The sequence below is a fragment of the Exiguobacterium profundum genome, assembly GCF_001909285.1.
Taxonomy (GTDB): Bacteria; Bacillota; Bacilli; order Exiguobacteriales; family Exiguobacteriaceae; genus Exiguobacterium; species Exiguobacterium profundum.
Genome location: NZ_MRSV01000001.1, coordinates 1557131 through 1570496, shown reverse-complemented (window position 1 = coordinate 1570496; position 13366 = coordinate 1557131). Strand labels below are relative to the sequence as shown.

The following is a 13366-nucleotide window of genomic DNA, read 5'->3' as shown; positions in this document are numbered from 1 at the left end:
TCGAGACAAGCATAAAAAAAAGCCCACTATGTTGAAAGTGGACTTGTTTTATGAAACTTGAACCGCTGCAGTGTTGTGGCGACGAGCATATGTTTCGATTGAAACCTTGTCATATCCGACAATCACTTCTTTTCCATCAGTTAAGATCGGACGCTTCAAAAGCTTTGGATTTTCGCTCATCAACTTAAGAAGCTCACTTAATTTCAAATCCTCCACGTCAACATCGAGTTGCTTGAAGGCCTGGCTTCGCGTCGCAAGGAGAGAGTCGACTCCTTCCTCACTAATAGCAAGGAGCTGCAACAATTCGTCAACTGTTGGTGCATCTCTGAAAATGTGACGCTCACTCACTTGAAGTTCTTGTTCTTGTAAAAACGCTTTCGTCTTCCGACAAGAAGTACAGCTTGGATACGTGTAAAACATTAGTTCTGATGCCATTTTTATGTTCCTCCCTCATTCAACTTTCACTTCGCTCATTTTGTATAAGTTGATTATACATCTCTATACCCCGTTTGTACATGTTTTGTGCAACTTTTTTATATATTTTGTACAACTTTATTTACCGAAATGATTTCACATATTTTTCACGATTATTTTGCTCAATTATCACGTTTCCATAGCATTTTTTTGAATGTGTTGGTAAAATAGTGAATGAGAATGGAATAATGCACGTATGGGGGGATTAACATGGCAAGAATGTTTCGTGTCCTAGGCTTTTGGACTGGACTAGTAGCGGCACTTGCTTTCGTAGGCGCACTAGGCGGCGACCAAAGTAGTAGTGAACATACTGGCGACTTTATCGTTATGGGACTTGTCTTCTTAGCACAAACGATTTTCTTCGTCGCTCTTGGTTACTTAAAAATAAATGAAAAAACGTATGTATATGTCTTCGGCGCGTATTTGACAATTTTCTTCGTTGTCTTTACGTATTGGAGCAACTTCCAAATGTAAAAAAAGATTGTCTCGCCGGAGACAATCTTTTTTTATGTGAAGAACGGATTTGTCCGCTTTTCTTCTTCTAGCGTCGTCATAGGACCGTGCCCCGAGTATAACGTCGTCTCATCGGAAAGGAGCTGCTTCATCCGATCGATGGACCCCATTAATGTCGACTGGTCTCCACCGAACAGGTCTGTCCGTCCGACGGATTGCTTAAAGATCAAGTCACCACAAAAGGCGATTCTTTCATCATCCATATACAATACGACACTCCCTGGGGAATGACCCGGCGTATGATAGATTCGAAATACGATGTTCCCAATTTCTAATACATCACCTTCGTAGGTTTTTTCTTTTTGTTTCATCGATGGTATCGGCAAGTTGAACGCAGAAGCGCCATTCTTTTCTCCATCTGTCAGCCAATCCGCTTCTAAGCGGTGTACATAGACTGGCACCTGGTAACGTTCACGGAGCGCATCGATTCCTCCGATATGATCGAAATGTGCATGAGTCAACAAGATTGCTGAAAGTGTACCGAAACGTTCGATTGTATCGAAGAACCTCGGGTCATCCGTTCCGGGGTCAATGACGACGACAGTGCCGCCTTTTTCAATCACATAGCCGTTCTCTTGTGCCAAGCCAGACGTAATCTTTTTGTTTTGCATAGGATTCATCCCCTTCTTATTCAAAACAATATTGTGGCAAAATTGTTTCGATGTCAACCTTTGCTCGACAGCGACTCTATAATCGGATAAAATAATAATGATATTTCAGTGAAATTTTTATGAATTTCATGACGTATAATTAAAGGGGGAACTCGTCATGCATTTGTATGAACCGTTCGGATGGATTTCCGTCATCGTCGCGATTGTGGCTATTTGGGGAATGCTTCGTTCATTCCAAAAACGCCAATTCTTTCCGCTCGTTTTTGCAGGTTTAACTGTACTCGTATTCGGATTCTTTGGTGTCGCCACGTTGATCTACGGTGGAATTCCAGGTTAATGATTCGCATATGCAATCATCAAGCGACTTCGGTCGCTTTTTTTATGCCTTTTTTTTTTTTCATTCCCTCTGTTACATAAAACGGACCAAATCACTATGTGACTCGGTCCGTACTCATTATTCTTCAGTTTGTTCTTTGAAACGGAGTAAGTCGGAGTAAATCAAATCATCGTTCATTTGCAAGATTTTTTCCGCTTCTTCCGTCATCGGACCACATAACGACGTATCTTCGACTACTTCACCAGAAGTCGCGTTATAACATGTCGACTGTGTCCAAACATATTCATCCGTCACGACCGTTCCGTCGCGGAAAATCGCGCGGCTGTTTCGATTTTCAGAGAATAAGTCGTTTCCGAATCCAATCGTATCTGACGTGTCGATTCCGAGTAAGTGCAGGATGGTCGGCTTCATGTCTACATGACTACCGATCGTTTCATGAACTTCCCCTTCTTTCTGGTCAGGCAAGTGAATGGCAAACGGAACTTGTTGCAATTTCGCCACGTCGAATGGTGTCAACTCATCTTTCCCAAGTAGCTCTGCCATCGCACTGTTGTGGTTCGTCGAAATACCATAATGGTCACCGTAGACGACAAAGATTGTATCTTCCCACATTCCATTCTCTTTCAACTGGTCGATGAAGAGACCGAGTGCGTAATCCTGATAAGCTAGTGCTTGCGGGAAGTTGTTCAACGTAGTTGAGCTCGTCTCAAATTTTGGTACAAGCTCATAGTCTTCACTTGGCATCGTGTACGGGAAGTGGTTCGTCAATGTGATGAACTTCGCATAGTACGGTTCAGGCAATTCTTGAAGCATTGGAATGGATTGCTCGAAGAAGCTATCATCTAAGAGACCCCATTCTGTCATATCTTCAGGATTCCCGAGGTCATAACTCTTTTCATCAAAGAATTGATCGACCCCAATATTTTTGTACATTTGATCGCGGTTCCAGAACGATTTGTTATTCGCATGGAACACGGCTGAGTAATAATTTTCATCCTTGACCAACTCAGGAAGCGCTTGATATTCGTTATCGGCGTTCGTAAAGTATACAGCACCACGCGGGAGTCCATATAGTGAGTTATCGAGTGCGAACTCAGCATCAGAAGTCTTCCCTTGACCGACCGTATGGTAGTAGTTCGGCCAGTAGTGAGACTCTTCAATCAGCTTGTTCAAGTTCGGCGTGATGTACTCTCCATTCGGCGCCTTCATATTGTGAGTGAAATTCTGCGCCGATTCGAATGAAACCACGATGACATTTTTCCCTTTATATTTTCCGAATAAATCCGGATTCGGTGCCGCATAGTTTTGACGGGTGAACTGCTCAATCGTTGCGAGCTCTGATTCATCCGCCATCGCTTTTTGAGCCGATGTTTTTGTCTGAAGCATCGCATCATACACATGGAAGTTAAATGTTCCGATGTTTTTCACTAACAGTTCACGGTCAAATGAACGAGTCAATAATTCAGGTCGTTCCGTTTCGGCCAACGAAAGGTTGAACAAGAAGACAGAGACCGCTACAACGAACGTGACGAGCGCACGTCGATGTGAAGCCGTATTCTCTTTCAAGTTCATTCGCCATAAGATAAACGGAAGGATAAACACATCACCAAGGATGATTAAATCTTTCCATTCAAGAAGCGAAGTGAATGATGTCGATAACGTCTCCATGTTCGATGGTTGCATGATGACAGGCATTGTCAAATAGTCCGTGAATTCCCGATAATACACGGCGTCCGCAAACAAGATAAACGATGCAATCGCATAGAGCGTGTAGAGCACCCATTTTTTTTTGTTTTCTTTAAAGAAGAAATGGAAGGCAAACAAGAATAGTGTCGAACTGATTGGGCTAATCAGTAAGATAAAAGCTTGTGCGGTGTTTTCAATCGGAATGTTGAAGAAAAATTGATAGACGATATACGTCTTCGTCCAAAGCAATAACGTAAAAATCCAAAATAGACGATATTCTTGAAACGAAGCGCGGACCGTGTCGTTCAGTCTCGTCGATAGCTTCGAAAAGCGTTGAGATGAATTCATCTGACGGTCTCCTCCTCTTTTCAGTTTTCGGCATGTTTTAGTTGCCATTCTTTTTTATATTTGTTCATTCATTGTACAATTCGGATTGAATAGTACACGTCCAGTATCAAGTCCAAATCTTACCAATTTTTTAATAAAAAATCAACTGTGACGTTACAAATTTTACAATATCCCATACCATTTCCCACAAAAAAACACGCCTGCAATGTGCAGACGCGTCCGTTTCATACCCGTGTCGGAAGGAAGTGTTTCCGTGCCAGCCACGCACATCCAATCACACCGGCATCGTTTTCAAGTTCAGCGATTTTGAATGTTGTCGAATCGTAAACGCGCTCGAGCGCAAACCGTTTGAACTGTGCATCAAGCGGATCCAATAACGCGTCGCCAGCTTTTGAGACACCTCCACCGATGACAATCATTTTCGGGTTGAGCGTGTTCGCGATGTTCGAGATGGTCAAGCCGAGGTATTCAGTCATCTCTTCAATGACTTCTGTGGCGATTGAGTCACCGGCTTTATATGCTTCAAACACGTCACGTGCTGTCACTTCTTTCAACTCGTTTAATGAAGTATCTTGATTCTTACGCTTCTGTAATGCCAGACGTGAGATGCCGGTCGCCGAAGCAATCGTCTCGATACACCCGAGGCGCCCACAACCACACTTCACAGCTTTCGACTCGTCTCGTTCCACGGTAATATGCCCGATTTCTCCAGCCATTCCTGCCGTCCCATGAACGATATTCCCGTTCGTGATCACGCCACCACCGACACCTGTACCGAGCGTGATCGCCAATAATTCTGAAGCCCCTTCGCCCGCGCCCTTCCACATCTCACCAAGGGCCGCGGCGTTCGCATCATTTTCGAGCACGGCCGGAAGACCGACTGCTTTTTCGAACTCACTCACGAGAGCAAAATCTTTCCACCCGATGTTCGGAGAATATTCGACAACTCCTTCTGAGAAGTTGACGAATCCTGGTGCCCCGATTCCCGCACCCGCAAAGTCTTCTTTCTTCTTACCTGATGTTTGTAAGTATGTTTCAAAAGAAGCTGCGATGTCTTTTGGAATATGTACACCATTCTCTCGAATATCCGTTTTGACTTCCCACTTATCCGAAATGATGCCGTTCATGTCTAAAACAGCCATCTTCACCGTCGTACCACCGATGTCGATACCTAATAACCATTTCATACCGTTCACTCCTCATCTCAACTAAATCGCTTTCATTGAATAGTGTACACTATTATCCCCTTAGTGCAACCCTTTGCACTAAGGGGATTTCTGTCAATCTGTTGAATTTTTTAATTCGTGGGTCAAAATGATTTTGGCCGTATCATACACACGTTGTTCGATGATGCCCCCTTCATACAATTCGTCGAGTTCCATCATCATGAGTGAGATTTCAGCATCCCGTTCTCCGATATAAATAATGGTACCGAACGATTTTAAAAACTGTTGGACATCATAAAAGTTTTTCATGCTTCTTCCTCCATCGTTGATTGTACATAACGATTTAACAATTCTCGTGTTGCTTCCATTGATGACACATGCGTTCGCTCATAACTATGGCTCGATTCGATTCCTGGCCCAACCAAAGCATGTCGCACATCATACCCTGCTCGAATCGCTGCCGAAGCATCTGAACCATAATACGGGTAAATATCTACCTTATATGCGATCTCATGAGTTTTACACAACGACGTGAACTTCCGTCGTAATCCGATATCATACGGTCCGGACGAATCCTTGGCACAAATCGAGACTGTATACTCATCCGAATGCTGTCCATCCCCAAGCGCGCCCATATCAACGGCAATGTATTCTACGACGTCTTCCGGGATACCCGCGTTTCCTCCAAATCCGACCTCTTCATAATTCGAAATCAAGAAATGAACGGTATGCGGTAAGTCATAACGGACCAAGTCTTTCGCAAGGTCCAATAGAATGGCGACAGAAGCCTTATCATCCAAGTGACGTGATTTCACGTATCCTGAAGATGTCACTCGAAAGCGAGGATCGAATGAAACGAAGTCTCCGATTTCAATCCCTAGTTCTGTCACGTCTTCACGAGAATGTACTTTTGCATCCAATCGGACTTCGATGTTTGATGCAGATCGCTCCGCTGAGTTCGTGTCTTTATAGACGTGAACACTCGACTGATGAATCAAGATTGTGCCTTCAATCGCCTCTCCTTCTTCTCGGTGGACGAGGCAGTTCTCTCCTTCAATCGCCGTCCATGCATATCCTCCTACTTGAGTCAAACGGAGACGCCCACTCGGTAAGATGTCTTTGACCATCGCACCAAGAGTGTCCACGTGTGCCGTCAACAGACGTGCCTTGCCAGAGCGACCTGAAAACGTGGCCAGTAGTGCCCCTTTATGTAGACGTGACGTCTTGACACCCAATGCATTCAATTCTTGCTCAGCGAAACGGATGGCCTCTTCCGTCATACCGGAAGGACTCGGGATGTTAACGAGTGTTTTTAATGTTTCAATCATTGAATTCTCCCCTTACCAAAATCCGTACCCGACGAATAGTCCAAACAGCGAGATGGTGAGTACGGAAAATAAGATTCGTTGTACGCGGTTCTTCTCATCCGGCAGCCCGACGACTCCAGAAACGACAAAACCACCAATCAGACCACCCGCATGTGCGAAATGATCAAGACCTGCACCTAATACAAAGGCAAGTCCTACATTTAATCCTAACATAATAAAGAGCGGAGGTCCGAGCGTCTTCATGAAGAGAGAACGATCACGTAACCCAAAATATAAGAGCGCACCGACCAAACCAAATAGTGCTCCTGAAGCGCCTGCTGATATCGATTCGCTGAATGCAAACGATGCGGATGTCGCTAATATTCCACTTAGCAGATAGATGATTAAAAATCGTATGGAGCCATACATCCGTTCAACGAGCGGACCGAGCGACCAGAGTGCAAACATATTAATCGCAAAGTGGAACCAACCAATATGCAGGAACATCGGTGTAATCAAACGCCACCATTCCCCTTGTTCAATCAACGGGTTCACTTTGGCCCCGAATGCGATTAACGTGTTTGGATCAAGAGTAGAACCGAACGATTCCGCTAAACACATGACTAAAAAAGTGATGAACAGTAGCCCATATACCACTTGTGGTTTCCCAAAGGAAAATCGTTTCTTCAGCTCTGCTTTCTTTTTTTTGTCGAGGGAGACCGCTAGCATTCGGAACCGGTCCTCTTCCATAGTCGGTGTGCAAATCGAACGAGACAATGTCACTTTCGCAGGGATTTGGAACGTCAACGAGTCCACACGCTCTTCATCCACAAGACGCTCGCCATAGACATGAATGGTCAATCGCTTCCGCCCGATACGAGATAAGCGAAATGCGTTCAAAATCGCGTCTATATCCGTCCCAACATGATTCGCCCATGCTTTTTCAGTCTGAATGAACAAATCATACCGATCACCTGCTTTTGTATCGAACAAGATGACCGCACGGGAGGGTTCGAGTATGCCTTCAATTCGCCCACCGTTTTCGACCTTTCGATATATATCTTCCCAAAAACAAGTTGTCGCCAACGAAACCCCTCCTCTCTCTCAATTCTATTGTAAATCACGAGACGACAGACGACCAAACGATGATTCGTTCTATATGTACAAAAACCCGTAACCATATGGCTACGGGTTTTAAATGGATGGAGATTACAAGACAGGTTCCATCGTTTTCATGAGTACGTTCGCAGAATGTTGCATTTTCTCATGCTCTTCTTGTGACAACTCAATCTCAACGACTTCACGAACGCCTTGACGGTTGATAATCGCTGGTACACCGATATGGATATCGTGCAATCCATACTCACCATCAAGATGGGCACCGACTGTCAACAACGTATTCTCGTTACGAAGGACAGCCTTGACCAACCGAAGGAGACCGAGTCCAATCGCATAGTACGTCGCACCTTTACGTTCAATGATATGATATGCTGCGTCACGAACGTTGACATAAATGTCTTCAAGGTCTTCCCAACTATACTCATCATGCTCTTCAAGTAGTTGCTCGACCGATTTTCCATATATACGAGCGTTGCTCCAGGCAGCAAACTCAGTATCACCATGCTCACCCATAATGTAGGCGTGACAGTTACGCGGGTCGACGTTGAAATAGTCTCCGAGCATGTAACGCAAGCGAGACGTATCAAGCACTGTTCCTGAACCAAAGACACGATGTTTCGGAAGACCAGAATATTTCCATGCGAGATGTGTCATGATGTCGACCGGGTTTGAAGCAATAATGATAATTCCGTCAAAACCAGAGTCCATGATGTCTGAAATCATAGATTTCATAATCTTCGCATTTTTTTCAACGAGATCAAGACGTGTTTCACCTGGACGCTGTGGTGCGCCAGCCGTGATGACTACGATGTCAGCGACGCCACAATCCGAATAGTCCCCTGCCCAGACGCGCATTGGTGATGAAGCGAATGAAACCCCATGGTTCAAGTCCATCGCTTCTCCTTCTGCCTTGGCTTTATTAATATCGATGATGACAAGTTCTTCACATAGACTAGCTGTCGTCAACTGGTAAGCAAAACTCGCACCTACTGCCCCTGCCCCTACAAGTGCGACTCGTGTTACTTTAGCATGATTTAATGTTTCCATAATGATTCTCCACCCTTCAAACAATCTGTTTCATGTTTTTGTTATCTCTGTTACAAATAGATTGTAACATCATTCACAAACTCTAACTACAGCGGAAACCGTTTTCACTTTGGCGATATTGTGACAATATTCACATTCATTTGGAACACCTTCATTTTCTGTACTACCCTCATACAAACACAAAAAAACAAATCATCGTCGCCCCACAAACCGAAAGAAAATTAACCGCATCATTTCCGAGAAAACGCCATCCCGACACGTATGTCGTCGGCACGTCGTGATGTATTTTTTGCTCGGTCAATTTTCCACAAACAGCACAACGAAACGTTCGTTGGACGGTCGCACCAAGTAGCGTATCAATCATACTACCAGTTAATCCAATCACCCATAATAAAAGAAGAAGCGTGATGCTTAAGTCAATGAAAACAAGAGAGGATATGACAATCAACATTGCACCAAACATCGACATGACGGTACCGAATGTCGAGACGGCCCCACTCGTTCCCGGTTCGACTCGCTTAAAGGTAAACATGAATCGAGGTTTCCGCTTCGAGAGGACACCAAATTCAGATCCCCACGTATCGCTCGTCGCTGCCGCGATGGACACGACATACATATAGAGGTAGACCGGATCATTTGTAAACTGATAACCGAGTGCACATAAAATCCCGACCCCACCGTTAGCCAACACTTGCATGGCATCACGAGCCCCCGTCTTCTCGACAATCTCATCTACTCCTTCTTTATCGCGAGAGCGATATTTCGAAGCGAGAGAAGAAGTCGAAAAAAACACCCCAAGCAAGTATAGACCGAACCATCCGAAGGAGAATCCAATCACCGTACCGGTCACTATCGTCAACAGTGCCCCAGAACGAGTCAACGAGCGTAACCGATAACCGAGATAGGCGACGAAACAACTTACAGCGAATATGGCGAACACTGAATCATCTCCTTCTCTGTCACGATCCATTGAACGGGTAGGTCGTGCGGCTCAGTTGGTACATGATCGACAATCTGAACGGTATATGCCAAAGCAAGCGTTCTACCGTAATAGGTTTTTAAAAAGCGATCATAATAGCCCCCACCCCAACCGATGCGATAACCGGTTCGATCGAAAACACGCCCCGGAACAAGACAAAGGTCGATCACTTGCGTAGTCGCTGGAGTGGTCGGCTCTAAAATATTCATGACTCCCTCTTCCAAATCATCAAATGAATGAATGATGTGAAACGTAAGTCCCCGCTCAGTTACTTTCGGGACGCAGACTGTTTTTCCTTCTTTAAAGGCCATATGAATAATCGGGGACGTATCAATTTCTAGAGGGAGTGACAACGTTAGCGCGATTGTTTGACTTTCAATCCATAAGTCCGAGGCAAATAATGATTGGTGAATGACTTCGTCCGCATGATGTCGATCCGCCATTTGTTTGATGTATTGATGAATCGTGCGCCGGAGCGCTGTTTTCTCTTCCACAACGTATACCTCCTTACAAAAAAAGCCGCCACATATGTGACGGCCGGTCCCTCATTACTTCACTTCGCGGTAAAGCGTGTGACGACGGAGACGTGGGTTGTATTTGCGCAACTCGAGGCGCTCAGGGTTGTTACGTTTGTTTTTCTTCGTGATGTACGTGCGATCGCCTGTTTCTGTGCAAGCTAATGTAATTTTAACGCGCATTTCTTTCACTCCCATCTTAATGATGTTGTATCAAGTGCTTTTGCTTTACAGTCTAAGCATACTCAATTATCCTACCAAGTTTCTTGTGAAAAAGCAAGGTTATTTCACGTTCTTTTTCATTGATTCCTGTCCATACGGAGAAGTCTCGAGAGGTAGGCATGTGTTGACGTTCTCACTCACGTTATACCATTGTTTCAGGTCGTGAATCGAGATCTCTTCACCGACATAAACGCGTTCTGATGCAGAAAACACGCTGTTTTCGATTCGATGGATCGCATCGAACAAACCACCGTGACCATGCGGATTGCGAGTCGCTTCAAAGGACAACATAGTTGAGTATAACGGAATCGCAAGGGATTGCGCAAGTTCTCTTGCAGCAGGAATTGTCATCCAATCGAAGTGATGAATCACTTTGAAGGAAACACGTTTCGAAAGTTCATGTACTAGTTTTACATAGGCGATATTTTGTGTAGCCACCTGGTTCATAACATGCTCTAAAAATGGGCTAGTTGGGCGAACACGATACACATGTATGTTTCCTTGACGTTCATACTCAGGCAACTCGTTATGATATGGCGTTAATACATAGACGACTTCGCCATCGTCCGCTCTCGCCTCGATTTCATCGACGACCCGTCTTCCGAGTCCCCCTACGATATGACCGTGATATTCAGGCGTGAGTACTAAAATAGCTGATTTTTTTTTTTCGCGCTCGATTGTCACATAGTAATCGTGAGGAGATAAGAACGAATCAATATCGATGTCTTCGTCTTGAAGGAATGGATATGCAGCATAATGATCATGTAGCAACTGTTCCGATACTCCATCCTGATAGAGTGCCGTTTCAAGTTCCGCAAAGAGTCGTGTGTGTTCACGGAACCGTTCGGCGGCATATTGCGCCGTCGTTTGCCCATCCAAGATGAACGCCCAGTCACTCGACACAGCCAATACGTAATGACGGATTAATTGTTTCAAGGCGCGATTCGTCGCTTCCGATTGATTACGATAGTCCGCCACATCTTTTACGAGTTGCATCTCCATCATGTGCAAATGACGAAGCATCCACTCATTTCTTTCGTTAATCCAAACTTCACCATAACCTTTACGCCCCCATGTATTCATCGATACGTGGACCGTCTGTAAATCTTTAAAGTGACGTTCAAGGAAGAGCGCTGGCGTGATGGTTTCAATTCCAAATTCAGCAAGTCTCTCTGCTACTTTCCCAAGAAACTCTGGCCCCTCAAACCACCAGTGACCGAACAACTCCGCATCGAACGGAGCCGTGACTAAAAATGGTGGGAATGTCTGAGCACCGTGCGCTTCAAGATGTGATTCTAACGTTTTGGCAAAATCGGTCGCATGGTTTTCAATTTGATGTTCCGCCCATTCGCGCACGTAGAAATCCTTTTGATCCGTATCACCTGTAATCCGGTGCATTTTTAAACCCGTATCAAAACGAATTCCTTCCGGATGCATGAAGGACTGGATATAGTCCCAGTCCCGATCGTATGCCAAATCGCGGTAAAACTCACGATAATCCGGATGGCCTGGATATCCGATCATTGAACTCCAAATTTTACCTGAGATGATTTGATCCCGAGGGAACAATGCGACGCCATGTGGTGAATAAACAGGGGCTCCAATTCCTTTCTCTGGCGTCGGATCTGCGTCGAGAAGAGCATGTTCATCGACAAATGTGTAGCGAATTCCTTCTTCATAAAGAATCCGATCAACTCCTGGTGTATAAGCACACTCTGGTAACCAGATGCCTGTTGGACGGAACCCATAATGACGTTCGAAACAGTTCAAACCTGTGCGAATTTCAGCGCGCGCCGCCTGTTCCGTGAAGAGATGTGGATTAAAGCCATGGGTTGCCGTACATGTCACCATGTCAATATAACCTGCCTCACGATATGTACGGAACGCCTCATTCAAATTTTTATTCCAATGAAGGAACGTATTTTTTTTTTCGTGGTATCGTTGACGATAAAAATGTAACGTCGCTGTTTCTTCGTCTGTTCGGTCCTCAGACAATTCGAGGGCAATCAATTCGAGCATATCGTCTAAGTGCTCCACATAGCGATCCTGAATGAGAGGATCGGCAAGCATTTCAACGACAGGTGGGGAAATACTAACCGTCCAATGCAAGGGACGCTTCAAGCGATCGACTTGCCATAGAATCGGAAGATATGTCTCAGAGATGGCCTCGTAAACCCATCTTTCTTCTAAACGGTGTTTCTCTTCATGCCTAACGTACGGTAAATGAGCATGAAGGACGAGTGAAAAGTACCCAGGTTTCATAATAAAAAGTCCTCCTTAACGCACGAGTCGGTATGCTGCATATTTTGGTAACGTATCAAGTAGTTCTGGAGAATCAACTTCCCCGTATTGCCAACGTCGGACCGGTTCTGCGAATCGTCCGACTCCTACTGGTTCTGCCCGCGGCGTATCAAGCGGATTTGATGCGACGATTGGGAGAAACTCCCCTTCCATCGTCCGAATCCCAAATTCAAACACATATGTCGTATTCGGGTCGAGAGGGCGAACGAACCAGCTGTTCGTCATTTCAGGAAGATCGAATGTATAGGAGCGGTTTGCGTGACCGCTATTGTAATCAAGTAACGTAACATCAAGGATGCGAAACGCCTTCGGCAATTCTTCCCAGCGTCGCATAAATTGAAGCGCTAACGTTTCTTTCACGAGATCAGATACTTCCCAGCATACATACACTGAGTTTGGAGACTGTACGACCGCATGCATAAAGTCCACGTTGTACCGATCGGGTAGCTTCCAGTATCCTTCCGGACCCTTTTCAAGAAGTGGAGAAGTCGACACGTTGGCCGTCTCTTTCGCTGATGCCACTTGTTTGCGTGAGGTCGTCACCGACGTCTTCGCTTTCTTCGTTTCACGCTTTTGTTTCACAGGGGCAACCGCCTCCACTTCCTGTTGCTGATTTCTCCATTTACGCCATGCGTATTGGACTTTGCCAATCGGGACGTCTAATTCTGCCGCAATCTGTTTTAACGTAAGACCTTGTTGTTTCAAGGATACGATTTTCTCTTCCATCTCTATATGGCTCCC

At 45.1% G+C, this 13366-nt stretch carries 15 protein-coding genes; 2 read left to right on the top strand and 13 right to left on the bottom strand.

Features of this window, described 5'->3' with window-relative positions:
• Positions 1-48: 48 nt before the first annotated feature.
• On the bottom strand, positions 49-435 hold the full coding sequence (locus BBB58_RS08100; RefSeq protein ID WP_012726596.1) for a Spx/MgsR family RNA polymerase-binding regulatory protein: 387 nt from the start codon (positions 433-435) through the stop codon (positions 49-51).
• A gap of 249 nt (positions 436-684) precedes the next feature.
• Between BBB58_RS08100 and BBB58_RS08095 the strand changes: the two genes are divergently transcribed.
• Positions 685-948: a DUF2626 domain-containing protein gene (locus BBB58_RS08095; RefSeq protein ID WP_074036678.1), complete on the top strand. Its 264-nt coding sequence runs from the start codon at positions 685-687 to the stop codon at positions 946-948.
• A gap of 32 nt (positions 949-980) precedes the next feature.
• Here BBB58_RS08095 and BBB58_RS08090 read toward each other — a convergent pair whose 3' ends face one another.
• On the bottom strand, positions 981-1598 hold the full coding sequence (locus BBB58_RS08090) for an MBL fold metallo-hydrolase (RefSeq protein ID WP_074036676.1): 618 nt from the start codon (positions 1596-1598) through the stop codon (positions 981-983).
• Between the two features lie 157 nt (positions 1599-1755).
• Between BBB58_RS08090 and BBB58_RS08085 the strand changes: the two genes are divergently transcribed.
• Positions 1756-1935, top strand: coding sequence for a DUF2759 domain-containing protein (locus BBB58_RS08085; protein WP_012726599.1), 180 nt, complete (start codon positions 1756-1758; stop codon positions 1933-1935).
• A 117-nt stretch (positions 1936-2052) separates the two neighbouring features.
• Here BBB58_RS08085 and BBB58_RS08080 read toward each other — a convergent pair whose 3' ends face one another.
• The 11 genes from BBB58_RS08080 to BBB58_RS08030 all read right to left on the bottom strand — a co-directional run bounded on the left by BBB58_RS08080 (position 2053) and on the right by BBB58_RS08030 (position 13351).
• The gene (locus BBB58_RS08080) at positions 2053-3969 is read right to left on the bottom strand and encodes an LTA synthase family protein (protein ID WP_074036674.1); all 1917 of its coding nucleotides are present in this window, start codon (positions 3967-3969) and stop codon (positions 2053-2055) included.
• A gap of 224 nt (positions 3970-4193) precedes the next feature.
• On the bottom strand, positions 4194-5156 hold the full coding sequence (locus tag BBB58_RS08075) for an ROK family glucokinase (RefSeq protein ID WP_074036672.1): 963 nt from the start codon (positions 5154-5156) through the stop codon (positions 4194-4196).
• Positions 5157-5249: 93 nt separating this feature from the next.
• Positions 5250-5444 carry a YqgQ family protein gene (locus tag BBB58_RS08070; protein WP_012726602.1) on the bottom strand — a complete coding sequence of 65 codons (195 nt, stop codon included), beginning with the start codon at positions 5442-5444 and terminating at the stop codon, positions 5250-5252.
• Positions 5441-6463, bottom strand: coding sequence for a M42 family metallopeptidase (locus BBB58_RS08065; protein WP_074036670.1), 1023 nt, complete (start codon positions 6461-6463; stop codon positions 5441-5443). Before BBB58_RS08065 ends, BBB58_RS08070 begins: the two co-directional genes overlap by 4 nt.
• A 12-nt stretch (positions 6464-6475) precedes the next feature.
• Positions 6476-7528 (bottom strand): rhomboid family intramembrane serine protease, encoded by a 1053-nt coding sequence (locus BBB58_RS08060; RefSeq protein WP_074036669.1) that lies wholly within the window; start codon positions 7526-7528, stop codon positions 6476-6478.
• A 123-nt stretch (positions 7529-7651) separates the two neighbouring features.
• Positions 7652-8608 carry an L-lactate dehydrogenase gene (locus BBB58_RS08055; RefSeq protein WP_012726605.1) on the bottom strand — a complete coding sequence of 319 codons (957 nt, stop codon included), beginning with the start codon at positions 8606-8608 and terminating at the stop codon, positions 7652-7654.
• A gap of 169 nt (positions 8609-8777) precedes the next feature.
• Positions 8778-9548 (bottom strand): DUF92 domain-containing protein, encoded by a 771-nt coding sequence (locus BBB58_RS08050; RefSeq protein WP_084543063.1) that lies wholly within the window; start codon positions 9546-9548, stop codon positions 8778-8780.
• Positions 9527-10081 carry a 5-formyltetrahydrofolate cyclo-ligase gene (locus BBB58_RS08045; RefSeq protein WP_084543062.1) on the bottom strand — a complete coding sequence of 185 codons (555 nt, stop codon included), beginning with the start codon at positions 10079-10081 and terminating at the stop codon, positions 9527-9529. Before BBB58_RS08045 ends, BBB58_RS08050 begins: the two co-directional genes overlap by 22 nt.
• A gap of 54 nt (positions 10082-10135) precedes the next feature.
• On the bottom strand, positions 10136-10300 hold the full coding sequence (gene rpmG, locus BBB58_RS08040) for a 50S ribosomal protein L33 (protein WP_255313299.1): 165 nt from the start codon (positions 10298-10300) through the stop codon (positions 10136-10138).
• Between the two features lie 84 nt (positions 10301-10384).
• A complete protein-coding gene (locus tag BBB58_RS08035) occupies positions 10385-12586 on the bottom strand; it encodes a 1,4-alpha-glucan branching protein domain-containing protein (RefSeq protein WP_074036662.1) in 2202 nt (733 codons plus the stop codon).
• A 15-nt stretch (positions 12587-12601) separates the two neighbouring features.
• Positions 12602-13351 (bottom strand): DUF4912 domain-containing protein, encoded by a 750-nt coding sequence (locus BBB58_RS08030; RefSeq protein ID WP_074036660.1) that lies wholly within the window; start codon positions 13349-13351, stop codon positions 12602-12604.
• Between the last annotated feature and the right edge of the window lie 15 nt (positions 13352-13366).

Bases quoted from the DNA above. Each gene is read 5' to 3' on its own strand.
- BBB58_RS08100 (WP_012726596.1), bottom strand. From the start codon at position 435: ATGGCATCAGAACTAATGTTTTACACGTATCCAAGCTGTACTTCTTGT.
- BBB58_RS08095 (WP_074036678.1), top strand. From the start codon at position 685: ATGGCAAGAATGTTTCGTGTCCTAGGCTTTTGGACTGGACTAGTAGCG.
- BBB58_RS08090 (WP_074036676.1), bottom strand. From the start codon at position 1,598: ATGCAAAACAAAAAGATTACGTCTGGCTTGGCACAAGAGAACGGCTAT.
- BBB58_RS08085 (WP_012726599.1), top strand. From the start codon at position 1,756: ATGCATTTGTATGAACCGTTCGGATGGATTTCCGTCATCGTCGCGATT.
- BBB58_RS08080 (WP_074036674.1), bottom strand. From the start codon at position 3,969: ATGAATTCATCTCAACGCTTTTCGAAGCTATCGACGAGACTGAACGAC.
- BBB58_RS08075 (WP_074036672.1), bottom strand. From the start codon at position 5,156: ATGAAATGGTTATTAGGTATCGACATCGGTGGTACGACGGTGAAGATG.
- BBB58_RS08070 (WP_012726602.1), bottom strand. From the start codon at position 5,444: ATGAAAAACTTTTATGATGTCCAACAGTTTTTAAAATCGTTCGGTACC.
- BBB58_RS08065 (WP_074036670.1), bottom strand. From the start codon at position 6,463: ATGATTGAAACATTAAAAACACTCGTTAACATCCCGAGTCCTTCCGGT.
- BBB58_RS08055 (WP_012726605.1), bottom strand. From the start codon at position 8,608: ATGGAAACATTAAATCATGCTAAAGTAACACGAGTCGCACTTGTAGGG.
- rpmG (WP_255313299.1), bottom strand. From the start codon at position 10,300: ATGGGAGTGAAAGAAATGCGCGTTAAAATTACATTAGCTTGCACAGAA.
- BBB58_RS08035 (WP_074036662.1), bottom strand. From the start codon at position 12,586: ATGAAACCTGGGTACTTTTCACTCGTCCTTCATGCTCATTTACCGTAC.
- BBB58_RS08030 (WP_074036660.1), bottom strand. From the start codon at position 13,351: ATGGAAGAGAAAATCGTATCCTTGAAACAACAAGGTCTTACGTTAAAA.